Source organism: Streptomyces hydrogenans, assembly GCF_014656075.1.
Lineage (GTDB): Bacteria > Actinomycetota > Actinomycetes > Streptomycetales > Streptomycetaceae > Streptomyces > Streptomyces hydrogenans.
The window spans coordinates 22,697-46,226 of the sequence record NZ_BNBS01000004.1 but is presented as its reverse complement, the minus strand read 5'-3'; the positions used below and the strand labels follow the sequence as shown (position 1 = coordinate 46,226).

The window sequence follows — 23,530 nt, the reverse complement described above, 5'->3', positions numbered from 1 at the left end:
TACCGGTGGGCGTGTGCGGGGGATCACGTACGGCCGCCGCCGTGCCGGGGTCGGCCCCGGCCCCGACCCCGGTGGCGGCGGGTGCCGGATCGCCTGAACGGCCTGTCCAGGCAGGACGGGCACCGGGGGAGGGGCTTGCACGGGTGGCATCTCCCGAAACGACGGTGTGTGCCCCCGACGCCTGCGCGCCACGGGCGCACTGGGCCCGGTTTCACGCACCGCAGCGGACTGCCCGACCACGCCGGGGACTTGCTGGAGGACGTGGGCTACGACCGCTCGTACATTCTGGAGCACTTGCGCCACGAGCCGCCGCCCCCCTCCCCGCGAGGGCGAACGACGCCTCCACCGGCACGTACGCCAACGACCCCTACGGTCCGATGACGGTGAGCGCCCAGGGGAGCGAACTCACCATGCGGCTCGGGCCCGACGGGCAGCGGTTCACGCTGAGCCACTACGACGGCGACCCCTTCTTCCACCGCACCACCACACCACCGCACCACCGGCGAGACGGCCGTAGGCCTGTCGGGCGTGACCTTCACCGTGGGCTCAGGCGGTCAGGCCGACAAGGTCCGCGTCGAGAACCTCGACACGTGGGCCTCGGCACCTTCACGAGGAGGGGCCGGCACCGGCGAGGCAGGGCCGTCGGGTCCTGCCGGTACGGCCGCGTGAAGCGATGCGTCCGAAGCTGTTGTGTTATCCGGGGACAGGAGTACTGTTTGCGTAAACATCCCGCAGGGGTGGTGCACCTCCGTCTCTCAGGAGCGCCCGCCCGGTCGTAGCCGCCGAAGAAGCCCGTCGGCGCGTATCGACCGACCCCTGCCCCTCTGCTCCCCCCAGAGGTAGCCATGTACCTGAGCGCCAGTGCACCTCACCCCTCCGCACCCGCTGCCCGGAGCCGCGATGCGCGCGTCGCACTGCTGGCCGTGCCGACCGAGGCGGAGCACGTCCCGCGGGTGCGTCACTTCACGGTCGCCGTGCTGCGCGCGTGGCGGCTGGACGAGGAGGCGTGCGAAACCGCCGAACTCGTCGTGGCCGAGCTCGCGGCGAACGCCGTCCAGTACGGGGGCGGGGAACTCTCCCTCCACCTCTCGTTCGCGGAGGGGTCGGGTCGCCTCGTCGTGGTCGTGCGGGACTCGGGTCGCGCCCCGCGCCGGAGGCCCGGACGTGACTGCGATCCGTGTGAACGAGGCCGCGGCATAGAGATCGTCGCGTACCTGGCGCAGTGGGTGCGCGTCGAACACCACCCCGGCGGACGGTGCGTCAAGGCGTGCGTCCTCGTACCGGAAGCAGGCGCCGACGCCCTCCCGGGCCTTCCGGTCGATACGGCGAGCGTTGCCGCGGTCGTGGTGTAGCCGGCGCAAGTCCAACAAATTTCAACATTCAGGGGTGCGATGCCCGGTCGCACCCCTGGTCGGCGTTTGTTGCGTCAAGTCCCTTGCAGAGCACCGGTAACGGCGATGTATCGATCCCTGACCTGCGAGGAAGGATGTTGACTTTTGATGGAAACAGCGATTCTCTGTGGTGCATCGCGTTGGTTAACGAATGACTATGGTGACTTCGACCCTCGGAGCGCCCGGTCGTCCGCTCTCGCACCGTCGTCGGTCGGGTTCGGAACCCCCGTTCCCTCCTTCGCCGCGACCCTCCGCAAGTCCACCTGATTCTGTGCCTCACCGGTCGGCCGTGTGCGGCATGTCCGAGCAAGGGGAATGACATGTTCACTGAACACCACCGGCGGCCGATGACGGCGGCCGTCCTGGGCCTGGCCTCCGTCCTCGCGCTGACCGCCTGCTCCAGTGGGCAGCAGGCGGCGGGCTCGGGGGACGCGGACGTCGCCAAGGTCGACGGCAGGATCTCCCTGACGTACCTCCAGAAGCAGGGCGACCAGGAGTACTTCGTGGGGGAGGCGGCCGGCGCCAAGGCCAAGGCGGCCGAACTCGGCATCGACCTCAAGGTCGTCAACCTCGGCACCGACGCCAACAAGACCGTCAGCGAGGCCCAGTCGGCGATCTCGCAGAAGAGCGACGGCCTGATCGTCGTCGTCCCCGACCCGGCGGTCGGCCCCCAGGTCGCCCAGCTCGCCAAGGATGCCAAGGTCGCCCTGCTCACCTCCGACGACCAGATCTGCACGACCGGCCCGGACCCGTCCTCCTGTCCCGCGGACGCCCTGGTGCCCCGCATCGGCTTCAGCGGTGCCCAGATGGGCGGCGAGGTCGGCAAGCGCGCCGCCGCGGAGTTCAAGAAGGCCGGCTGGAAGCCCGAGGAGACCCGCACCCTCTCCGCCTGGAAGCAGGACGTCACCGTCTGCACCGACCGCGTCAAGGCGTCCAAGGACGCCTTCGCCGCCGGCTCCGGCGCCGAGGTGCGGAACATCGACGTCCCCACGGACAACAGCCCCACCGGCGCCCAGGACAAGATCGCGGCCACGATCACCGCGAACCCGGACGTCAAGCACTGGGTGGTCTGGGGCTGCAACGACGAGAACGTCCAGGGCGGGGTGACCGCGCTGGAGAACGCCGGCTTCAAGGCCGACGACGTCATCGGCGTGGGCCTCGGCGCCTACCTGGCCTGCAAGAACTGGAGCACGGACAAGCCGTCCGGCATGAAGGCCGCGCTCTTCATCAACGGCGAGGACGTCGGCGCCCTGGCCGTGCAGACGATGTACGACAAGCTCAAGAACGGCAAGGACTTCCCCAAGGAGGCCTTCGCCCCGACCACCATGGTCGACGCCTCCACCTGGAAGTCCGCCGGAGTCACCTGCGGCTGAGCCGCGGCCCCTCGACGCCGGTGCGGCGGCCCGCCCCGCCCGCCGCACCGGCCTCCCCCGCTGCCCGGCGCCCCGCCGCACCGGCCTCCCCCGCTGCCCGGCGCCCCGTCGGTCCGTCCCCGTCCCTCCAGCCCGTGAGGCCACCATGACCACACCCGGCACCCGACCCCCCTCGCCGGCGACCCCAGGTGCCGGCGTCGCCGTCGAGAACATCACCAAGCGCTTCGGGGCCGTACAGGCCCTGGGCGGCGTCACCCTGACCTTCCCTCCCGGGCAGGTCACCGCCCTCATGGGCGAGAACGGCGCGGGCAAGTCCACCCTGCTGAAGATCCTCACCGGCGACCACCGGCCCACCGAAGGACGCGTCCTCCTCGACGGCGCACCGGTCTCGTTCGCCGCGCCCCAGGACGCGCGCAGGGCCGGAATCCGCATCATCCCGCAGGAACCGGAGATCATCCCGCACGTCTCCGTGGCGGAGAACGTCTACGCCGGATCCCTGCCCCGCAAGGCCGGCCGACGCCTCGACCGTGCCGGACTGCGCCACAGGATCACCGCCGACCTGGCCCGGCTCGGCTTCGACAGGGTCATCGACCCCGATCAGCTCGGCTCCGAACTGACGCCGGCGCAGCGGCAGTTGGTGGAGATCCTGCGCGCCCTCACCGGCGAGGCCAAGGTCATCGCCTTCGACGAGCCGACCTCCTCGCTCGCGGAGAACGAGGCCGAGGCCCTGTTCACCCTGATCGACCGACTGCGCACCCAGGGCATCGCGATCATCTACGTGTCCCACCGCATGAAGGAGATCTTCCGGCTCGCCGACCGGATCGCCGTGCTCCGCGACGGGGTCTCCGCCGGCGTCCTCGACGCCGCGCGGACCACCGAGAGCGACGTCGTGCGGATGATGGTCGGCCGCGACCTCTCCTCGCTGTTCGTACGGCAGGACGTCGCCCGGGACGACGTCGTCCTGGAACTGGACGGCGTCACCACCGACGACGTCACCGACATCAGCCTCCGGATCCGCGCCGGAGAGGTCGTCGCCCTCGCCGGGCTGATGGGCGCCGGGCGATCGGAACTCGGACTCGCGCTCGCCGGCGACCGCCCCCTGCGCTCCGGGCGGATCACCCTGAACGGCAGGCCCCTGCGGCTGCGCAGCCCGAAGGACGCCATCCGGGCCGGCATCGGCCTGGCCCCGGAGGAGCGCAAGGCGCAGGCCCTCTTCCTGCAGCGCTCCATCCGCGACAACACCTCCCTGGTCAGCCTGGAGCGGCTGCGCCGGCTGCGCTTCGTCCGCGGCGGCCGGGAGAAGGCCGTCGCCCAGGAGTTCTCCGACCGGCTCAGGGTGCGCACCCCGTCCATCGAGCACGAGGTGCGCAAGCTGTCCGGCGGCAACCAGCAGAAGGTCGTCCTCGCCCGCTGGCTGCTGCGGCGGCCGAAGGTCCTGATCCTCGACGAGCCCACCCGCGGCATCGACATCGGGGCGAAGGCGGAGATCTACCGGATCATCGCCGACCTCGCGCGCGACGGGGTCGCCCTTCTCGTCATCTCCTCCGAACTCCCCGAGGTGCTCGGACTGGCCGACCGCGTCGTGGTGATGCAGAACGGTCGCGTCACCGGCGAACTCGACCGCGCCGAGGCGACCGAGGAGTCGATCCTCCACCTCGCCATGGCCGACGACCTCGCCCCCCTGGCAGCCGCCCCCGCCCCGGCCGTCGCCCGGCCCCGTACCGACTCCGCCCATGGAGGCCCCCGATGACCACCGCCACCACCTCACCGGCCGAGACCGACAAGGCCCCGGCGCCTGCCCGCGGGCGTTCGCCGCTGGCCGCCCTCGGCGGCCAGAACCTCAGCCTCGTCGGTGCGCTCGTCGTGGTCCTCGGGCTGTTCGGCGTCCTCAACGAGAACTACCTGAGCTGGTCCAACGTCCAGGTCATCGGCGAAGCCGTGACGATCACCGGCCTCCTCGCCATCGTCCAGACCGTCGTCATCATCTGCGGCGGCCTCGACATCTCCGTGGGCTCGCAGGCGGGCCTGGCCTCCGTGGTCAGCGCGATGGCCTTCACCGGAACCGGCTCCAACCCGTACCTCGGCATGGGCGCCGCCGTCGCCGTCGGAGTCCTCGTCGGCATCGTGAACGGCGTGGCGATCGTCTACGGACGGGTCAACCCCACCATCGCCACCCTCGCCGGGCTCGCCGCCTACAAGGGCGTCTCCCAGCTGGTCTCCGACGGCCGGGCGCAGGGCTACGTCCTCAACGACCCGGTCTTCGTCTTCCTCGGCCGCGGCAAGATCGCCGGCCTGCCCGTGATGATCTGGATCCTCATCGTCGTCGCGATCGCCGTGCACGTGATGCTCAAGTACACCGACATCGGCCGCAACCTCTACGCCATCGGCGGCAACGACACCGCCGCCCGCCTCGCCGGCATCGACATCAACAAGTACCTCGTCGCCGTCTACGCCCTCATCGGCGTGGTCGCCGCGATCGCCGGCGTCCTGCTCACCGCCCGCACCGGCTCCGGCCAGCCCGTCTCCGGCAGCGAGGGCCTGGAACTCAAGGCCATCACCGCCGCCGCGCTCGGCGGCTGCGCCCTCAAGGGCGGCAAGGGAGGCGTCGGCGGCACCCTCCTCGCCGTGGCCCTGCTGGGAGCCCTGGAGAACGGCCTGACCGTCGAGGGCATCAACACCTTCTGGCAGAACGTCGCCCAGGGCGCCCTGCTCGTGGCAGCCGTCGTCATCCAGCAGCGCCGCACCGGCGAACGCGCCGTCGGGCTTCCGCACTGACCGGACGCCGTCTCGGTCCACCTCGGCCGGCGCACGGCAGGACGTGAGGGCTTTCCCCGCGGCTCGGTTGGTACCTTTCGTTTGTCGAGTGAAAGCGATTGGCTTCGCTTGCGAGGAGAGAGGGGGCACGTGACGTGCTGGCTGAAGAGCGGCGTGAGGTCCTGCTGCGGCTGATCGAGCGCCGGGGGTCGGTCAAGGTGACGGACGTGGCGGAGGAGATGGGGGTCTCCGCCGTCACCGTGCGCCAGGACGTCCGGGACCTGGCGGGGCGGGGCCTGGTCGTGCGGGTGCACGGCGGGGCCATGTCGCCCGGCGCCGCGCGGGCGGCCGACGTGGCGGGCCCGGCCGCCGCACGGCCGGCGGCGGGGCAGGGGGACGTCCTGGGGCTGATCGTGCCGCCGGGGGGCTACTACTACCCCGAGATCATCCGGGGGGTGCAGGACGCGGCGCGCGCGCACGGGGTGCGGGTCGTCCTCGCCGTCTCCGGCGAGACGCTGACGGACAACCAGGAGCAGGTGCGGCGGCTGATCGCGGCGGGCGTCGACGGCCTGCTGCTGATGCCGAGGGCCGGACTGGAGCCCGCGGACGTGGCCGAGGAGTGGCTGGCCGGCCTCGACATACCGGTCGTCCTCGTGGACCGCAGGGTCGGTGGGCAGGCCGGACGGCTGGAACAGGTCGCGTCCGACCACGCCCACGGCGCGGGCCTGGCGGTCCGGCACCTCGCCGGGCTGGGGCACGGGCGGATCGCGCTGGTCGCCCGGGCGGAGAGCCCCAACACGCCCCTGATCCGCGAGGGTTACGCGGCCGCCTGCCGGGCCCTGCGGCTGCCGGAGGGCCCTGAGTACGCCATCGACCCGGCCGACGGGGCGGCTCCGGCCGAGTGGTTCGAGGAGTTCGTGGAGGTGGTCGAGGCGGGCGGGGTCCGGGCCGCGCTCGTCCACAACGATCTCGACGCCGTCGCCCTGATCGGCTTCCTCCAGGCCCGTGGCCTGCGGGTTCCCGAGGACCTGGCCATCGTGACGTACGACGACGAGGTCGCCGAGCTGGGCGATGTGCCGCTCACGGCCGTGGCGCCGCCGAAGCGGGCGGTGGGGGCGTGGGCGGTCGACCTGATGCGGCGGCGGATCGCGGAACCCGCCGCGCCCCTGGCCGAGCTGCTGCTCCGCCCGGAGCTGCGGGTGCGGGACTCCTGCGGAGCTTCCTCCGGGCCCCGTCGGCGGGGGTAGGGCGGGACGGCGGAGCCACGTCGAACGCTTTCGTTTTCTTTCGTTTCACATCAAGTGAAGCGAAAGGCATTGACGATGCATGCGTACTGACGAATGATTCCGGTCAACGCCCCCGCGAACGATCGGTGTACCTCATGCTTCGCAGAACCACGGCCGCCCTGGCCGGCTCCGCCACCGCCCTCGCCCTGCTCGCCACCGCCTGCGGAGGAACGGACCAGGCGGCCTCCCCGGGGAAGAAGACCGGGGAGGTCACCTTCTGGTCCTTCCTCAAGGGGTCCGACAAGGTGGCCGAGGCCTTCAACCGGAGCCACCCGGACATCAAGGTCACCTTCGAGACGGTGCCGTCGGGCCAGGAGTACTACTCCAAGCTCACCAACGCCGTGAAGGCCGGCACCGTGCCGGACGTCGCGGTGGTCGAGTACCCGCACCTGCCGGAGTTCGCCGCGCAGGGGAAGGTCGAGGACCTGAGCGGCACGCTCGGCCCGGTCGTGAAGGAGAAGTTCCCGGAGGCGGCGCGGCAGCTCGTCGACCTCGGTGGCAGGACCTGGGGCGTCCCGCGTGACGCGGCGCCCCTGATGATGATGTACCGCAAGGACTTCTTCACCCGGCACAAGATCGACGTCCCCACCACGTGGGACGGGTACCGGAACATGGCCGAGCAGGTGAAGAAGGCCGACCCCGCCGCCCGCGGCGGCGTCCTGTACACCGACAATCCGGGAGTGCTGGAGGCGCTCTCCTGGCAGGCCGGCGGTCAGTGGTTCGCGACCGAGAAGGACTCCTGGAAGGTCACCGTCGACGACGGCCCGTCGAAGAAGGTCGCCGCCTACTGGGGCGACCTCGCCCGCAAGGACCTCGTCCGCTCGCTGAGCCAGCTGGACCCCTTCTGGACCAGCGTCCAGAAGGACCGGACCGTCGCCTACGTCTGTGCCAGCTGGTGCGCGGGGGCGCACCAGGCGACCGTCCCCGACCAGAAGGGCAAGTGGGCGGTGGCCCCCGTGCCCACCTGGGACGGCAAGCCCGCCTCGGGCATGTACGGCGGCTCGTCCTTCGTGGTCCCGAAGGGGGCGGACAACAGCGGGGCCGCGGCCGAGTTCATCAAGTGGATCACCACCGACCCCGAGGGCATGAAGGCGTGGGTGTCGTCCGGCACCAGCAGCATGTTCCCCGCCGATCCGAAGCTGGTCCCGGTCACGAAGGCGGCCTTCAAGACGGACTACTACGGAGGCCAGGACATCTACACCCTCATGGCGCGGTCCTACGACGCCATCCGGCCCGGCTGGACGTGGGGCCCGGTCATGGGCGCCACCAACACCGCCCTCGTGGACCAGCTGCCGAAGGTCGCCGACGGCACGGTGAGCCTGCCCGGCGTCCTCACCACCGCGGAGCGGGCCACGATCGAGCAGATGGAGCAGCGCGGCCTGAAGGTCACCGCCCCGTAGGAGCCCACAGCCCGGAAGGCCGTACCCGGCTCCGCGCCCCGGCCCCCGGCTCCTTCCCGCAGTCGCCCCACCCCGCCCCACCCAAGGAAGGCCGGTATGGCAAGCCCATCCGCCCGAGGACAGCGCCGGACCGCCGTACTGCTCCTCACCCCGTTCTTCGGCCTCTTCGCGGCCGTCACCCTCGCCCCGCTGCTGTACGCGGCCTGGCTGAGCCTCTTCACCACCCGCACCTCCGGCCTCGGGTTCGGCGGCACCGAGAACGTCTTCACCGGGCTCGGCAACTACGTCCGCGCCCTGTCCGACGAGGCCTTCCGCGACGGTTTCCTCGTCATCGCCGTGTACTGCGCGGTCTACATCCCCCTCATGATCGGCGGCGCGCTGGTCCTGGCCCTGCTGCTCGACTCGGGTCTGGCCAAGGCCCGGAACTTCTTCCAGCTCGCGCTGTTCCTGCCCCACGCCGTGCCGGGACTGATCGCCGCGCTGATCTGGGTCTACCTCTACACCCCCGGCCTGAGCCCGGTGATCGACCTCCTGGCGTCCGGCGGCCTCGACATCAACTTCCTGTCGGTCGACAACGCCGTGTTCTCCGCGGCCAACATCGCGGTCTGGGAGTGGACGGGCTACAACATGGTCATCTTCTACGCCGCCCTCCAGGCGGTGCCCCGCGAGACCCTGGACGCGGCGAAGGTCGACGGCGCCGGAGCCGTACGGACGGCGCTGTCCATCAAGGTCCCGATGATCTACCCGGCGGTGGCCCTCGCCGTCCTGTTCACCGTCATCGGCTCGATCCAGCTCTTCACCGAGCCGAAGGTCATCTACAACGCCTCCAGCGCGATCGGCAGCAGCTTCACCCCGAACATGTACGTCCAGACGGCCGCCTTCCAGAACAACGACTTCGGCCTGGCCGCTGCGGCTTCGCTCCTGATCGCCCTGTTCGCCGCCGTGCTGTCGTTCGTCGTCACCCGTATCTCACGCCGCGGGAGCCAGTCGTGACCGAGACCTCCACCCTCGACGCTCCGGCCCCCGCCCCCGTGACACCGCCACCGCCCGGCCGCCGGCCGGCGGCACGTCGACGCAAAGGCGCCATGAAGTCACCGTCCGTCCTGCTGTCCAAGGCCGGGGTCACGGCGATGCTGGGCCTCGCCACGCTCTACACGCTGCTGCCGCTGACCTGGCTGCTGCTGTCCTCCACCAAGAGCCGCGAGGACCTGTTCGGCACGAACGGCTTCGCGCTCGGCGACGAGATCCACCTCACCGAGAACCTCGGCCACCTGTTCACGGCCGACGACGGCGTCTACCTGCGCTGGCTGCTCAACACGGTGCTGTACGCGGGTGTGGGGGCGCTCCTGGCGTCGGTGTTCGGCGTCGCCGCCGGCTACGCCTTCGACAAGCTCGCCTTTCCCGGCAAGGAGCGGCTGTTCTCGCTGGTGCTGCTGGGCGTGATGGTGCCCGGCACGGCGATGGCGATCCCGCTGTACCTGCTCGCCGCGAAAGTCGGCCTCGTGAACACGTTCTGGGGCGTGTTCATCCCCGGCCTGGTCTTCCCGTTCGGCGTCTACCTGGCCCGGGTCTTCAGTGCCTCCTACGTGCCGGACGAGGTCCTGGAGGCGGCGCGGATGGACGGGGCCGGCGAGTTCCGGACCTTCTGCCGCATCGCCTTCCCGATGATCGCGCCCGGTTTCGTCACCATCTTCCTCTTCCAGTTCACCCAGATCTGGAACAGCTTCTTCCTGCCCCTGGTGATGCTCTCCGACCAGGACCTCTACCCGGTCAACCTGGGCCTGTACGTCTGGTACTCGTCCGCGCTCACGCAAGGCCACCCGGAGGACTACCTGCTGGCCGTCGTCGGCTCGCTCGTGGCCGTGGCCCCGCTCATCGCCATCTTCCTGATGCTCCAGCGGTTCTGGAAGTCCGGCATGACCGCCGGCGCCGTCAAGTAGGCCGCGACCATGAGGAATCCACCCATGCACCCGACCCCGACCACTCGCCCCCGCGCCCTGTTCGCCATGGGCCGCCGCCACCGGGACGCGATGTTCCCGCCCGCCGAGATCCAGCGCCTGACGGCCTGTGTCGACATCGACCCGGACCACGTCGCGGAGGACCTCACCGACGAACCGGCCCTGGCGGACGTGGAGATCCTGATCACGTCCTGGGGCTGCCCCGTCCTCGACGAGGAGGTCCTGGCGCGGGCACCGGCGCTGAAGGCGATCGTCCACGCGGCGGGCAGCGTCAAGCACCACGTCACGCAGGCCTGCTGGGACCGGGGCGTCCTGGTCTCCTCCGCCCCCGCGGCCAACGCCGTCCCCGTCGCCGAGTACACCGTCGCCGCGATCCTCTTCGCCAACAAGCGCGTCCTGGAGATCGGCGGCCTCTACCGCGAGCACCGCGCGCCGCTCGACTGGTCCCGCCGCTTCCCCGGCTTCGGGAACTACCGCCGGACCGTGGGCGTGGTCGGGGCGTCGCTCGTCGGCCGCAAGGTGATCGAACTGCTGCGGCCGTACGACCTCGACGTCCTTCTCGCCGACCCGTACGTCAGCACCCTGCGGGCGGCGGCGATGGGCGTCCGGCTGGTGGAGCCGGACGAACTGGTCGAGGCCTCGGACGTCGTCTCCCTGCACGCGCCCGAACTGCCCGAGACCCGTCACCTGATGGACGCCCGCCGACTGGGCCTGATGCGGGACGGCGCCACGCTGATCAACACGGCCCGCGGCTCCCTCGTCGACACCGACGCCCTCACCGCCGAAGCGGCGACCGGCCGCATCCACGCCGTCATCGACGTCACCGAACCGGAGGTGCTCCCCGCCGCCTCCCCGCTCTACACCCTCCCCAACGTCCTCCTCACCCCGCACATCGCCGGCTCGCTCGGCGGCGAGCTGCACCGGATCACCAGCAGCGCCCTCGACGAGATCGAGCGCTACTGCGCCGGCGAACCGTTCGCGCACGCCGTCCACCACGCCGCACTCGCGACGTCGGCCTGACGACTCCGGCCGGTCCCGGCCGCCCCCACGGCCCGGGAACCGGCCGGCACCAGCCGTGCCCCCGCCACGGCAACCACTCCTCCCGCCCCGTGTCCCCGCACGACGAACAAAGGAGTTCCCCCATGCAGCACACTTCGTCCATGGCCAGACGCCGGCTGCTCATGGCAGGCGGCGCCCTCGGGCTCGCGGCAGCCGCGGGCCCGCTGCTCACCGCACCGGCGCAGGCCAGGGCCACGGCCGCCGGGCCCTGCACCCGCGTCACCGATCTCGGCCCCGGCATCGAGCAGTTCGCGCTGATGAGCGCGCTCCAGGTCGGCGACACCGTCTACATCGGCTCCCGCAACCTCGAACCGACCCGCGTGCTCGCCTTCCACCTGCCCACCCGCAAGGTGGTGGCGCAGACCGTCCTCGGCGTGGGCCACTCGATCCAGGCGCTCGCCGCCGACCCCACCGGCAGGTACCTGTACGCGGGCATCCTGCAGAAGGGTGACGAGGGGAAGCCGAACCTCTTCCGCTGGGACCTGACCACCCCGGACAAGCCCGCCGTGGGCGTCGGCCGGACCGAGGACCGCGACATCCGCGACCTCGCCGTCGCCCCGGACGGCACCGTCTACGCGGTGGGCGGGATCCCCGGCAAGGCGCCCGCGCTGTGGAGGTACGACCCCGGCACCGGCAAGGTGACCGAGCTCGGCGTCCCCGACCCGAAGGCCACCCTGGCCAGGGCCGTCGCCGCGACGGACACCACCGTCTTCTTCGGAGCCGGCAGCACCCTGGGGGGCGGGGACGGGGCGAGCAAGGCGTCGCTGTTCGCCTACGACCGGGCGGCGGGCACATTCCGCAACGTCACGCCGCCGGAGATGGAGAAGGACCCCAGCCTGCGCGACCTTCTCGTCGTCGGAGACCGCCTGGTCGTCAGCACCTCGGGATCGACCGAGCCCGCCAAGCTGGCCGTGATGGACCTCGCCGACCTCTCCTCGTACAGCCTGACGCCGACCACCGGCAAGGTCGTCAAGAACCTGACGGCGAACGCCGACACCGTCTACTTCGCCACCGACACGGGGCTGCACTCCTACTCGTCGGCCACCGAGGTCATCAGCCCCGTCGCGTTCGACGGCGACCTCGGCGAGATCTGGGGCCTCGACGCCGTCGGCGGCAGACTGACCGTCGTCTCGGGATACGGCTTCGTCGGAGAACTCGACCCGGCCACCGGCCGGGCCGTCGTCACCGATCTCGGGGAGGCGGGCGCGCCCGTCATCGCGCAGACCGCGATGGGCATCGCCGCCGACCACCGGTACGCCTACGTCGGCGGCAACAACGGCATAGCCCGCCACGACCTGCGCACCGGCGAGGTGGTCAACCTCCGGGCGCCCGGCGAGGCGAAGGACGCCGAGGTGCTGGACGGGGTCCTGTACACCGGGCAGTACAGCTCGCAGGGCATGTGGACCTACGACCCCCTGAAGGGCGGACAGCCCCACCAGCTCGCGGACTTCCCCGCCGAACAGAACCGGCCGCTCGACGTCTGTCACGACCCCGTCAACGCCCTCCTGCTGGTCGGCGTCCAGTCGGACACCGAGGGCGGCGGCTCCCTGTGGACGTACTCCACGAAGACCGGCGAGAAGGCCGCCCACATCAACCCGGTCGACGGCACCCAGCTGGTGCGCGCCGTCGCCACCCGGGACGGCGTCGCGTACCTCGGCGGCGACAACCCCACCGCCCAGGGGCCGCGCGGCACGATCGTCGCCTTCGACCCGGTCGCAGGGCGCGAACTGTGGCGCCTCGACCTCCCCGGCTCGCTGACCACCGGGACCGCCGCGCTGGCGGTGCGCGGACGCCACCTGTACGGACTCACGAGGAAGGGCGGCTTCTTCGTCGTCGACCTCACGATCCGCCGGGTCGTCCACACCGCCGACCACCGCGCCGTCTGCCCCGGCTTCGCGGCCATGGTCACCAGCCGGGGCGTCGTCTACGGCGTCTCCGACACCACCCTCTTCCGCTTCCATCCCAGGACCTTCGCCCTCAGCACCGTGGTCGCCGAGATCAACGGCGCCTGGTACAGCGGCCCGCACGTCAACGCCGACCACCGCGGCCGGCTGTACACCATGCGCGGCCGCAACCTCGTCCGCGTCGAAGACAGGCCGGTGATCTGATCATGAAGAAGTCGACGAAGCGGTCCGTCATCGCGGTGGCGGCGGCGGGGGCGCTCACCCTGACGGGCCTGACCGCCGCGCAGGCCGGCCAGAACGACGGGAACAACGCCGTGGCGGGTACGTGCGCCGATGACAGCGGCCCCTCGGCCCTGCTGACCATCGACTACGCGAACGGCGAGCTGGACTCCGGCATCCCGGACCTGACCACGACGCACGCGACGGCCGCCGACGCGTCGTCGGTCGTCACGTCCGGGAACGACCACGCCGTCGCCCACAAGGTGACCCTGGGCGACCCCGCCTACGTCTCCGACGGCGCGCCCCGCAGCGAGAGCGCCACGAACGACGTCCACGAAGGCAAGTTCGTCGTGGGCGACGAGCAGCGCTACGAGTTCGGCGTGCTGCTGAAGGACTGGAAGCCCTTCGAGCCCGGCGACTCGGAGAACGGCGACATCATCTTCCAGGGCAAGCACGCCGGCGGGAACCAGCCGTCCTTCTACCTCATGACCAAGCGGAACAGCATCGCCTTCCGCTCGCCGGTCCTCGGGCTGCAGGTCAGTGTCGTCGACGACTTCCGCCCGCACATCGACCAGTGGATGCACTTCCGCGTGGACGTCAGCTGGACCGACGACAGCACCGGCTACTACAAGGTCTCCAGCAAGCTGCCCGGCGAGACGCGGTACACGCTGCGCAAGACGTACGAGAACGTGAAGACCTTCCACCCCGTGAACCCGGCGGACTTCGGCTACCTCAAGTGGGGCCTCTACCGGCCCGGCCAGAGCCTGGAGAAGGGAGACGTACCGACGAGGATCGTCCAGCACGACGACATCCGCGTCCTGGACCTCTCCCAGGGATGAGAGCGACCCCTCCCGGGGAGAGGCGAGAACAGCCGGGGCGGGACCCCTCCACCGGGAGGGGGCCCGTCCCGCACCGCCGTGGCGCGCCGCGCCGGCGGTCGGCACCACCCAGTGGCTCGGCCCGCTGGACGTCACCAGTGGAAGTGTTTCCGTGAGGCATGTCATCGCCCTCGACGTGGGCGGCACCGCAATGAAGGCGGCCCTGACCGGGCTCGACGGGACCCCGCTGTACGAGGAGCGGCGGGGGACCGGGCGCGAACGGGGGCCCGAAGCCGTCGTGGAGTCGGTCCTCCGTTTCGCGGAGGACCTCGGCGTCCTCGGACGGGAGCGTCTCGGGACGGCGGCGGAGGCCGTCGGTCTCGCCGTCCCCGGCATCGTCGACGCGGAGCGGGGCGTCGCCGTCCACGCCGTCAACCTCGGCTGGCGCGAGGTCCCGCTCGGGGCGTTGCTCGGTCGCCGGCTCGGCGGCGTGCCCGTCGCGCTCGGGCACGACGTCCGCACCGGAGGCCTCGCCGAAGGCCGGCTGGGAGCGGGCCGCGGGACCGGACGGTTCCTCTTCGTGTCGCTGGGCACCGGCATCGCCGGTGCCATCGGCATCGGCGACCGCATCGAGGCCGGCGCCCACGGCTGCGCCGGCGAGATCGGCCACATCGTCGTCCGCCCCGGCGGCCCCGCGTGCGGCTGCGGCGGGCGCGGCTGTCTGGAGACGCTGGCCTCCGCCGACGCGGTCGGCCGCGCCTGGGCCGCGGCGAGCGGCGACCCGTCCGCCGACGCCGCCGACTGCGCCGGGGCCGTGGCGGCGGGAGACGAGGCCGCGTCCCGGGTGTGGCGGGCGGCGGTCGCCGCCCTCGCCGACGGCCTGGTCACCGCGGTCACGGTCCTGGACCCCCGCGCCCTCGTCCTCGGCGGAGGGCTCGCGGAGGCCGGCGACACCCTGCTCGCGCCGCTGCGCGCGGCGGTGGCGGAACGCGTCACGTTCCAGCGGCTCCCCGCGATCGTGCCCGCGGCCCTCGGCGACACGGCCGGGTGCCTGGGCGCGGGCCTCCTCGCCCGGGACCTGCTTGCCCGGGCCGCGGTCTGACCGCGTACCGGCTCCGCCCGGGCAGGCTCCGACGGCCACCGCTCCGGCCTCCCCGGGGTGGGGACCGGCCCGGACGGCCGGGGGACGCGTCCGGGCCGGCGGCTCGGGGTCCGGCTACTCCTCGGTGGGGCCGAGGTCGGGCGTCGCGCGGAAGTCGACGGTGCGCGCCCGGGGGCCGGCGTGGAGTTCCAGGACGACGAGCTCGTTCGTACCGGAGCGCAGGACGGGGGCCGGTACGTACAGCGAGCGCTGGGGCCCGCGGGACCAGTAGCGGCCGAGGGGGAAGCCGTTGACCCAGGCGTTGCCCTTGGTCCAGCCGTCGAGGTGCAGGAAGGTGTCGGCCGGCTCGGTGACCTCGAACGTCCCCCGGTGGAAGGCCGGGCCGACGGGGGTGCTGGTGGTGGCCGAGAAGGGGACGGCCTCCAGCGCGGTGAGCGGGAGCGGGCGGTTGGTCCAGGCCGTGGGTGCGACGCCGTCGACGAGGACGGTGCCGAGCAGGCCCTTGCGGTCGTGGATGCCCTGGCCGTAGTTCACCCGGCCCTGGTTCTCCACCAGGATCGACAGCACGCTGCCGGCCCGGGGCGCGGTGAAGGCCAGCGCGTGCTCGTGGTTCTCCCGCTCCAGGACGCCCACGGGCTGCCCGTCGACGAAGACCTGGGCGCGGTCGCGGACGTGCTCGATCTCCAGCAGCGCGGGGCCGCGCAGCGGCAGCGTCGTCTCGTAGAGGACGAAGCCGAAGTCCTGTTCCAGCTCCTCCATGGTGAGCGGTCGTCGCGAGTCGACCGGCTCCGCCAGCGCGTCCGCGCACGGCAGCAGCCCGGCGGACTCCGTCAACGCCACGGTGGGGACGGTCAGTTTGGCACCGGGGGCGGGGACGGGACCGGCGGGCAACGGCGCGTGCTTGGCGATCGCGTCCCGGAAGGCGGTGTACTTCGGCGTCGGGTCGCCGGCCTCGTCGAGGGGCGCGTCGTAGTCGTAGGAGGTGACGGTGGGGCGGTAGGTGTGCTTGTCGTTGGCACCGTTGGTGAAGCCGAAGTTGGTGCCGCCGTGGAACATGTAGAGGTTGACGGAGGCGCCGGCGGCGAGGGCTTCGTCGAGCTCGCGGGCGGCGTCGTCGGGGTCGCGCACCACGTGGCGGGCGCCCCAGCGGTCGAACCAGCCGAGCCAGAACTCCGTCGTCATGAGCGGCCCCTCGGGGCGCTGCGCGCGCAGGTCGGCCAGGTGCCGGGCCGAGCGGCTGCCGAAGTTGGCGGTGGCGAGGACGCCGGGCAGGGAGCCGCGTTCCAGGTCGACCGGCTGGTCACAGGTGAAGAGGGGGACGTCGACGCCGCAGCGGCGGAGCGAGTCGGCGATGTGTTCCAGATAGGCGGTGTCGTCGCCGTAGGCGCCGTACTCGTTCTCCACCTGCACGGCCAGGACCGGGCCGCCCCGCGAGGCGAGGTGGGGCCGGAGCGGGGTGAGCAGGCGGTCGAAGAAGTCGTCCACCGCCGCCAGGAAGCGGGGGTCGCGGGAGCGCAGCCGGATGTCCGGTTCGGTGAGCAGCCAGGAGGGCAGGCCGCCGCCCTCCCATTCGGCGCAGATGTACGGGCCCGGCCGCAGCAGCACGTACAGCCCCTCGGCGGCGGCGAGTTCGAGGAAGCGGGGGAGGTCGAGGCCGCCGTCCAGCACGAAGCGGTCGGGGCGCGGCTGGTGGAGGTTCCAGGGGACGTAGGTCTCGACGGTGTTGAGCCCCATGAGCCGGGCCTTGCGGAGCCGGTCCCGCCACTGGTCGGGGTGGACGCGGAAGTAGTGCAGCCCGCCGGACAGGAAGCGGAAGGGCTGGCCGTCGAGGAGGAAACCGGCCTTGTCTATCTGGAGTTCGGGCATGCGCTGGGTGCTCCTGTGGGTGAAGGGTGGTGCGAGGGCCGGCGCCGCCCGGCCTGTTTGCGCGAGAAGGATGGTTGCGCAAACAGGCCGGGCGTGCCAGTCCCTGTGCGCGGGCGCGTGGGGAGGAGGCGCGAGGTGCGGTTCCGCCCCGCGGTTCGCGGAACTACTTGTTGACGGTGAAGCCCTGGTCCTGGCCGTACTTGACGCTCGTGTCCTGCCACGCCTTGAGGCCGTCGGCGAGCTTGGTCGGGGAGACGTACGCCTTGCCGACGGTGTCGTTGAAGACGGAGTTGGCGTAGACCTGGTAGGGGAGGTAGGTCCAGTCCTCGCCGACGTTGCGGGCCGATTCGGCGAAGACCTGGTTGGCCTTCTGGCCGCCGAAGTAGGGGAACTCGGCGTTGAGGAAGGCGTCGGCTTCGAGGTCGGCGCGGGTGGCGGGGAAGGCCCCGGCGGCGACCCGCGTGGAGGCTCCGGCGCCGGTGGTGGCGAACTCGGTGAAGGCGTAGGCGAGTTCCTTGTTCCTGGCGGCCTTGGGGACGGCGAGGGAACTGCCGCCGTTCTCGGCGCTGGCCGTGTCGCCCTTGGTCCACTGGGGCAGCGGCGCGACCCGCCAGTCGCCGGAGGCGGAGGCGACGCCCGAGGTGAAGTTCGCGGGCATCCAGGCGCCGATGGAGAGGGTGGCGAGGGAGCCGTCGGCGAGGCCCTTGTACCAGGCGTCGCTCCAGGAGCTGACGGGGGCGACGAGCTTCTCGTCGAGGAGCTTCTGCCAGGTGTCCGTGTACTTCTGGGTGCCGGCGTCGCCGAAGTCGATGGTGACGTCGGTGCCCCGGCTCTCGTAGGGGCGGCCGCCGGCCTGCCAGATGAGGCTGGTGGTGGCGCCCGCGTCGCCGGTGTCGTTGGTGATGAAGACCTTGGGGTCGGCCTTGTGCAGGGCGCGGGCGGCCTCGACGTACTCGTCCCAGGTCGTCGGGACCTTGATGCCGTGCTTGTCGAAGACCTTCTTGTTGTAGAAGAACGCCATGGGACCGGAGTCCATGGGCAGCGCGAAGACCGCCTTGTCCTCGGTGACGGCGTTCCACGGGCCGGTGGTGAAGCCGGTGCCGTGCTTCTGGGCGCCGTAGGGGGCGAGGTCCTCCACGGTCTTGGCGGTGGTGAACTGACCGAGGGCGTAGTACTCGACCTGGGCGACGTCGGGGGCGCCGGAGCCGGCGGCGATGGCGTTCTGCAGGGCGGTGTACTGCTTGTCGCCGGTGCCGGCGTTGACCAGTTCGACGTCGACCTCGGGGTACTTCTTCTCGAAGTCCTCCGCGACCTTCTTCAGCGTGGGCTCCCAGGCCCAGACGGTCAGCTTGCCGCCCTTCTCCAGCGCGGCGGCCACGTCCTTCGGGCCGGTGTCACCGCCGTCGCCGTCCGCACCGCACGCGGTGACGGTCAGGCTGAGCGTGGTGAGGACGGCGAGCGCGCCGAGCAGTCTGCGGGTGGTGTGCGTGGCCATGGAGGTGCTCCTGGTCGGTGGGGAGGGAAGGGAGGGAGAGGGCGAGAGGAGAGAGCGGGAGGGAAGGGGGGAGGGGAGGGCGGCGGGTCGCGCGGGGGAGTGGGGGCGCGGGCCGGTCATTCCTTGACGCTTCCGGCGGCCAGACCGGACTGCCAGAACCGCTGGAGGAGCAGGAAGACGGCGACGATCGGGACGATCGTGAGGAGGGAGCCGGTGACGATGAGGTCGAAGACGGCCTCGCCGCCGGCGGTCTGGGCCTGGGCGTTCCAGGCGTTGAGACCGAGCGTCAGCGGGTACCAGTCCGGGTCCTTGATCATGATCAGCGGCAGGAAGTAGTTGTTCCAGGTGGCGACCATCGAGAACAGCAGGACGGTGACGGTGCCCGGCATGAGGAGCGGCAGGGCGATCGTGAAGAAGGTGCGCAGCTCGCCGGAGCCGTCGATCCGCGCGGCCTCCAGGAGTTCGGTGGGGACGGCCTCGGCGGCGAAGACCCACATCAGGTAGAGGCCGAACGGCGAGATCAGCGAGGGGATGATCACGGCCCAGGGGGTGTTGGTCAGGCCCATGCCGCTGAACATGAGGAAGGTGGGCACGGCGAGCGCGGTGCCGGGGACCGCGACGGCTCCGATGACGACCGCGAAGATCGCCTTCCGGCCGGGGAACTGGTACTTGGCGAGGGCGTAGCCGCCGAGGACGGCCAGCACCGTGGCGCCGCCCGCGCCGGCGGCGACGTACAGCAGGGTGTTCAGCAGCCAGCGGACGAAGACCCCGTCGTCGTACGTGAGGGTGCGGGTGATGTTGTCCCACAGGTTCACGTCGTCGGCGAACCAGAGGCCGAAGGAGTCCAGCAGGCCCTTCTGGTCCTTCGTCGCGTTGATCAGCAGCCAGGCCAGCGGCAGCAGCGTGTACAGCAGGACGAGCCCGGCGACCAGGGTCAGCGGGATGCTGGGGCGGGGGTTGAGCGGGGTCCGCGGGAGGCGCCCGCGGCGCGTGGGGACGGTGGTCCGGGAGGCGGCCCGGGCGGCGGTGGGCCGCGGGGCGTCGGCGGGGCCGCCGGCCGTGGCGCTGGTGAGGGTGGTGGTCATCGGCTCAGCCCTTCCGCATGCCGCGCAGCTGGACCGTGTAGGCGATGATCGCGGTGATCACGCCCATCACGATCGCGACGGTCGCCGCGTAGTTGTGCTGCTGTCCGGCGAAGGACAGCGAGTAGGTGTAGAGGTTCGGGGTGAAGTCGCTGGTGATGGCGTTGGGCGCGAGCTTCTGCAGGATGCTCGGCTCGTTGAAGAGCTGGAAGCTGCCGATGATCGAGAAGATCGTGGCGATCACCAGGGCGCCGCGGATGGCCGGGAGCTTCACCGAACGCACGACCCGCCACTCGCCCGCGCCGTCGATCGCCGCGGCCTCGTACAGCGAGCGGGGGACGACCTTCAGCGCGGAGTAGAAGATCAGCATGTTGTAGCCGACGAACTCCCAGGTCACGATGTTGCCCAGGGAGGCGAGGACCAGGGACGGCGACAGCGGGTCGGGGAGCGTGACGCCGAGGGCGTCGTTGACGTTCCCGACCAGCCCGAACTGCGTCCCGTACATGAAGCCCCAGATCAGGCTGGCGACGACGGCGGGGACGGCGTACGGCAGGAAGACGGCGACCCGGAAGAAGCTCGCGCCGTAGAGCCGGCCGCTGTCGATCGCGAGGGCCACGAGCAGGGCGATGCCCAGCATGACCGGCACCTGGACGAGGAGGAAGAGCCCGACGCGCAGCAGGCCGTCCCAGAAGCGCGGGTCGGTGAGCGCGTCCGCGTAGTTGTCGAGGCCGACGAAGGAGGTGCCGCCGATGAGCCGGTCCCGGAAGAGGCTCAGATAGAGGGCGTATCCGATCGGCGCGAGGAACACCAGGCCGAAGACCGCGACGAACGGGCCGGCGAACCCCCACCCCACCCAGGCTTCCTTGCGGAGGCGGAACCGGGAGCGTGGGCGGGGCGGCGGCGGGGCCGCCTGTGCTGACGTCGTCAGGAGCGTCATGGTGGGTCCTTGCGTCGTTGACCGGACGGTCGGGAGACGGGGTGCGAGGCAATGGGGCCTGTGGCCGAGAACCGCCCCTGTGAGGGGCTGGCCGACGAGGAATGTTTACGCAATCATCGGTAGGGTGATGGTGACACTGCCGCTGAGGGCCGTCAAGCACGAAGGGGCGGCGAATGAGAGGGACTCGGGTGACTGAGCAGAAGGCGACCGGTCGGTCGGCGGCCGCGGACGACGGACGGCGCGGGGCGCGGGGCAGACCGCGCCGCGTCTCCATGGCGGACGTCGCCCAGCGGGCGGGGGTGTCCGCGCAGACGGTCTCCCGCGTCTCCAACGGCGACGGGGCCGTCGTCGAGGCGACCCGGCAGAAGGTCCTCGACGCGATGAAGGAGCTGGGCTACCGCCCCAACAGCGCGGCCCGCGCCCTCAAGCGCGGGGACTTCCGGGCCATCGGCGTCATCATCGGCGGGCTCAGCAGCACCGGCAACGTCCGGACCCTCGACGCCGTCACCGGCTCGGCGTCCCGCGCCGGCTACGCCGTCACCCTCATCCCGCTCGACGCGCCCACCCAGGACAACGTCAAGGGGGCCTTCACCCGCCTCGACGAACTGGCGGTCGACGCCGCCGTACTGATCATGGAGGTGCACCTGCTCGATGCCGTCGCCCTCACCCTGCCGCCGCACGTCAAGGTGGTCGTCGTGGACTCCGACGCCACGGGCCGCTTCCCGGTGGTGGACACCGACCAGCGGCAGGGCGCCCGCTCCGCGGTGCGCCACCTGCTCGGACTCGGCCACGAGACGGTCTGGCACGTAGCGGGCCCCGAGGAGTCCTTCGCCGCCGGCCGCCGCGCAGAGGCGTGGGAGGCGGCCCTGCGCGAGGAGGGCTGCCCGGTCCCGCCCGTACTGCGCGGGGACTGGGCCCCCGAGTCGGGGTACGAGGCGGGCCTGAGGCTCGCCGACGAGGAGTCCTGCACGGCGGTGTTCGTGGCCAATGACCAGATGGCCCTCGGCGTGCTGCGGGCCTTCCACGACCGGGGCGTCCGCGTCCCCGAAGACGTGAGCGTCGTCGGCTTCGACGACATCCCCGAGGCGGCGTCCTTCATCCCGCCCCTGACGACGGTCCACCAGGACTTCGCCGAGGTGGGCGCCCTGTGCGTCGACGCGGTCCTGCGGGAACTGGCCGGCGAGACGGTGACGGGCGTCCGCCTCGTCGCCACCACCCTGAAGGAACGCGCCAGCACGGCACCCCCGCCCGGCGAGGACCGGACGACGCGCTGAAACGGGCTCGTCGGGCGTGGGCGTGGGCGTGGGCGTGAGTGGGCCTGGGTACGGCTGCGGGTTCCGGTCCGGTCGGGATCCGGTTGGATCGGGGCCAGTCGGGCCGTGACCCGGTCGGGTTGGGGTCGGACCGGGGAGCGCCGGGACGGATTCGGGTACGGGTGCGGGCACCTGTGCCGGTTCGGTTACCGGCCCAGGTGTGGGTGCCGCCCTGCGTACGGACGCCGACCTGCTTTCTGGGCGGGCCCAGGCTCCGGCCCGATCCCCGTCCCCGGTGCGGGCCCACGTCGCGGCGGACCCCGTTGAGGTAGGGCCAGTCGGGCCGTGACCCGGTCGGACTGGGATCGGACCGGGTAGGGCCGGGGCCGGTTCGGGTGCGGGGGTCGGTCAGGGCTCAGGTACGGGCCCAGGCCCAAGCCCTGGCGTCGGCCCGGTCCTCGGGCGTTGGCCCAGGCCGGGCATCGGTCCACGTGCAGGCCCCGGCCCAGGCTCAGGCGGCGGCCCAGGCCCAGGCGGCCCAGGCGCAGGTCGCAAGCGCGCCGGTTCCATGGCCCCGGCGGCCCCGGCGGCCCCGGCGGCCCCGGCGGCCCCGGAGCCCGGCCTCAGGTTGTCCCGGAGCCGGGGCGGGGTGGTGCCGTGCTCGACCGGACGACGAGGACCGGTTCGACGGCGCGGCGGCGCGGGCCGTCCGTACGGCCCTCGATCTGGTCGAGCAGCAGGGCGACGCAGTGCTTGCCGACGACCTCGAAGTCCTGGTGGACGGTCGTCAGGGGCGGCTGGAGGTATGGGGCCTCGGCGATGTCGTCGAAACCCGCCACGCTGACGTCCCCCGGCACGCTCCTGCCCGCCTCGTGCAGCGCGCGCATCAGCCCCATCGCCATCTGGTCGTTCGCGGCGAAGACGGCCGTGACCTCGGGGCGCCGGGCGAGGTCGAGGCCGGTGCGGTAGCCGGACCGGGCCGACCAGTCGCCGTACGCGACCGGCGGGACGGGCGCGCCCGCGTCCGTCAGGGTCCGACGCCACGCCTCGGCGCGCCGGCGCGCGGCGAAGGAGTCGGCGGGGCCGGCGAGGTGCCAGACGGTGCGGTGGCCGAGGCCGAGCAGGTGGGAGACCACGCTCTGCGCGCCGTGGGCCTGGTCGAAGTCGACGTTCGGGTACGCGTGCCCGGTGTCGCCGTCCGCGACGACGACCGGCATCGACGGCGGCAGCCGCAGCGACGGGGTGTCCAGCATCTGTGATTCGACGAGCACGATGCCGTCCACGGACTGGAGCATCAGGTGCTGGAAGGCGTGCCGCACGGCCGCCTCGGTCTGGGCGCGTACGCCCATGAAGTTCACGGAGTAGTCGGCCTCGCGGGCGGCGTCGGCGATCGCGCCGAGCGTCCGGGCGTTGCCGTGCGCCCCCATGCCGAAGCTGACGACGCCGAGCGCCCCGAACCGGCCGGTGACCAGCGCGCGGGCCGCCGTGTTGGGGCGGTAGCCGAGGGACTGCATGGCGGAGAGCACCTTCTCGCGGGTGCCGGCGTCGACGTTCTGGCGGTTGTTCGCCACCCGGGAGACGGTCTGCGAGGAGACGCCCGCCATCGCGGCGACGTCCGCCATGGAGGGCCACT

At 71.9% G+C, this 23,530-nt stretch carries 19 protein-coding genes; 14 read left to right on the top strand and 5 right to left on the bottom strand.

Translation table 11 applies throughout. From position 1 onward, the window contains the following. The first annotated feature begins 5 nt into the window (after positions 1-5). The 13 genes from IE321_RS03215 (at position 6) to IE321_RS03155 (ending at position 15,264) form a co-directional block, all read left to right on the top strand. The gene (locus IE321_RS03215; protein WP_308439700.1) at positions 6-779 is read left to right on the top strand and encodes a DUF3471 domain-containing protein; all 774 of its coding nucleotides are present in this window, start codon (positions 6-8) and stop codon (positions 777-779) included. 66 nt (positions 780-845) lie between these two features. Next, positions 846-1,352 carry an ATP-binding protein gene (locus IE321_RS03210; protein ID WP_190221657.1) on the top strand — a complete coding sequence of 169 codons (507 nt, stop codon included), beginning with the start codon at positions 846-848 and terminating at the stop codon, positions 1,350-1,352. 359 nt (positions 1,353-1,711) lie between these two features. Continuing rightward, entirely contained in the window at positions 1,712-2,764 is a 1,053-nt protein-coding gene (locus tag IE321_RS03205; RefSeq protein WP_190221656.1) for a substrate-binding domain-containing protein, read from the top strand. Between the two features lie 145 nt (positions 2,765-2,909). Further along, positions 2,910-4,514 carry a sugar ABC transporter ATP-binding protein gene (locus tag IE321_RS03200; protein WP_190221655.1) on the top strand — a complete coding sequence of 535 codons (1,605 nt, stop codon included), beginning with the start codon at positions 2,910-2,912 and terminating at the stop codon, positions 4,512-4,514. Further along, complete coding sequence (locus IE321_RS03195) at positions 4,511-5,539, top strand: ABC transporter permease (RefSeq protein ID WP_190221654.1); 1,029 nt, start codon at positions 4,511-4,513, stop codon at positions 5,537-5,539. Before IE321_RS03200 ends, IE321_RS03195 begins: the two co-directional genes overlap by 4 nt. Before the next feature lie 134 nt (positions 5,540-5,673). Next, positions 5,674-6,765, top strand: a complete 1,092-nt coding sequence (locus IE321_RS03190) for a substrate-binding domain-containing protein (protein ID WP_190221653.1) — start codon at positions 5,674-5,676, stop codon at positions 6,763-6,765. A gap of 134 nt (positions 6,766-6,899) precedes the next feature. Then, a complete protein-coding gene (locus IE321_RS03185) occupies positions 6,900-8,204 on the top strand; it encodes an ABC transporter substrate-binding protein (RefSeq protein WP_190221652.1) in 1,305 nt (434 codons plus the stop codon). 96 nt (positions 8,205-8,300) lie between these two features. Next, the gene (locus IE321_RS03180; RefSeq protein ID WP_190221651.1) at positions 8,301-9,197 is read left to right on the top strand and encodes a carbohydrate ABC transporter permease; all 897 of its coding nucleotides are present in this window, start codon (positions 8,301-8,303) and stop codon (positions 9,195-9,197) included. 92 nt (positions 9,198-9,289) lie between these two features. Then, positions 9,290-10,144 (top strand): carbohydrate ABC transporter permease, encoded by an 855-nt coding sequence (locus IE321_RS03175; RefSeq protein WP_226653043.1) that lies wholly within the window; start codon positions 9,290-9,292, stop codon positions 10,142-10,144. A 24-nt stretch (positions 10,145-10,168) separates the two neighbouring features. Further along, positions 10,169-11,182 carry a hydroxyacid dehydrogenase gene (locus IE321_RS03170; RefSeq protein ID WP_190221649.1) on the top strand — a complete coding sequence of 338 codons (1,014 nt, stop codon included), beginning with the start codon at positions 10,169-10,171 and terminating at the stop codon, positions 11,180-11,182. A gap of 122 nt (positions 11,183-11,304) precedes the next feature. After that, positions 11,305-13,329 carry an outer membrane protein assembly factor BamB family protein gene (locus tag IE321_RS03165; protein WP_190221648.1) on the top strand — a complete coding sequence of 675 codons (2,025 nt, stop codon included), beginning with the start codon at positions 11,305-11,307 and terminating at the stop codon, positions 13,327-13,329. A gap of 2 nt (positions 13,330-13,331) precedes the next feature. After that, positions 13,332-14,183, top strand: coding sequence for a heparin lyase I family protein (locus IE321_RS03160; protein ID WP_190221647.1), 852 nt, complete (start codon positions 13,332-13,334; stop codon positions 14,181-14,183). 151 nt (positions 14,184-14,334) lie between these two features. Next, positions 14,335-15,264: an ROK family protein gene (locus tag IE321_RS03155; protein ID WP_190221646.1), complete on the top strand. Its 930-nt coding sequence runs from the start codon at positions 14,335-14,337 to the stop codon at positions 15,262-15,264. A gap of 114 nt (positions 15,265-15,378) precedes the next feature. On the opposite strand, the gene IE321_RS03150 is transcribed toward IE321_RS03155, so the two are convergent. From IE321_RS03150 to IE321_RS03135, 4 genes are all read right to left on the bottom strand, one after another. Further along, the gene (locus IE321_RS03150) at positions 15,379-17,130 is read right to left on the bottom strand and encodes a glycoside hydrolase family 35 protein (RefSeq protein ID WP_190221645.1); all 1,752 of its coding nucleotides are present in this window, start codon (positions 17,128-17,130) and stop codon (positions 15,379-15,381) included. A 163-nt stretch (positions 17,131-17,293) separates the two neighbouring features. Continuing rightward, positions 17,294-18,625 carry an ABC transporter substrate-binding protein gene (locus IE321_RS03145; RefSeq protein ID WP_190221644.1) on the bottom strand — a complete coding sequence of 444 codons (1,332 nt, stop codon included), beginning with the start codon at positions 18,623-18,625 and terminating at the stop codon, positions 17,294-17,296. 116 nt (positions 18,626-18,741) lie between these two features. Next, positions 18,742-19,710: a carbohydrate ABC transporter permease gene (locus tag IE321_RS03140; protein WP_190221643.1), complete on the bottom strand. Its 969-nt coding sequence runs from the start codon at positions 19,708-19,710 to the stop codon at positions 18,742-18,744. Between the two features lie 4 nt (positions 19,711-19,714). After that, on the bottom strand, positions 19,715-20,644 hold the full coding sequence (locus IE321_RS03135; protein ID WP_190221642.1) for a carbohydrate ABC transporter permease: 930 nt from the start codon (positions 20,642-20,644) through the stop codon (positions 19,715-19,717). Positions 20,645-20,916: 272 nt separating this feature from the next. Between IE321_RS03135 and IE321_RS03130 the strand changes: the two genes are divergently transcribed. Continuing rightward, a complete protein-coding gene (locus IE321_RS03130) occupies positions 20,917-21,918 on the top strand; it encodes a LacI family DNA-binding transcriptional regulator (RefSeq protein WP_190221725.1) in 1,002 nt (333 codons plus the stop codon). A 602-nt stretch (positions 21,919-22,520) separates the two neighbouring features. Here the strand turns inward: IE321_RS03130 and IE321_RS03125 are convergent. Then, positions 22,521-23,519 carry a LacI family DNA-binding transcriptional regulator gene (locus IE321_RS03125; protein ID WP_190221724.1) on the bottom strand — a complete coding sequence of 333 codons (999 nt, stop codon included), beginning with the start codon at positions 23,517-23,519 and terminating at the stop codon, positions 22,521-22,523. Positions 23,520-23,530 lie beyond the last annotated feature (11 nt).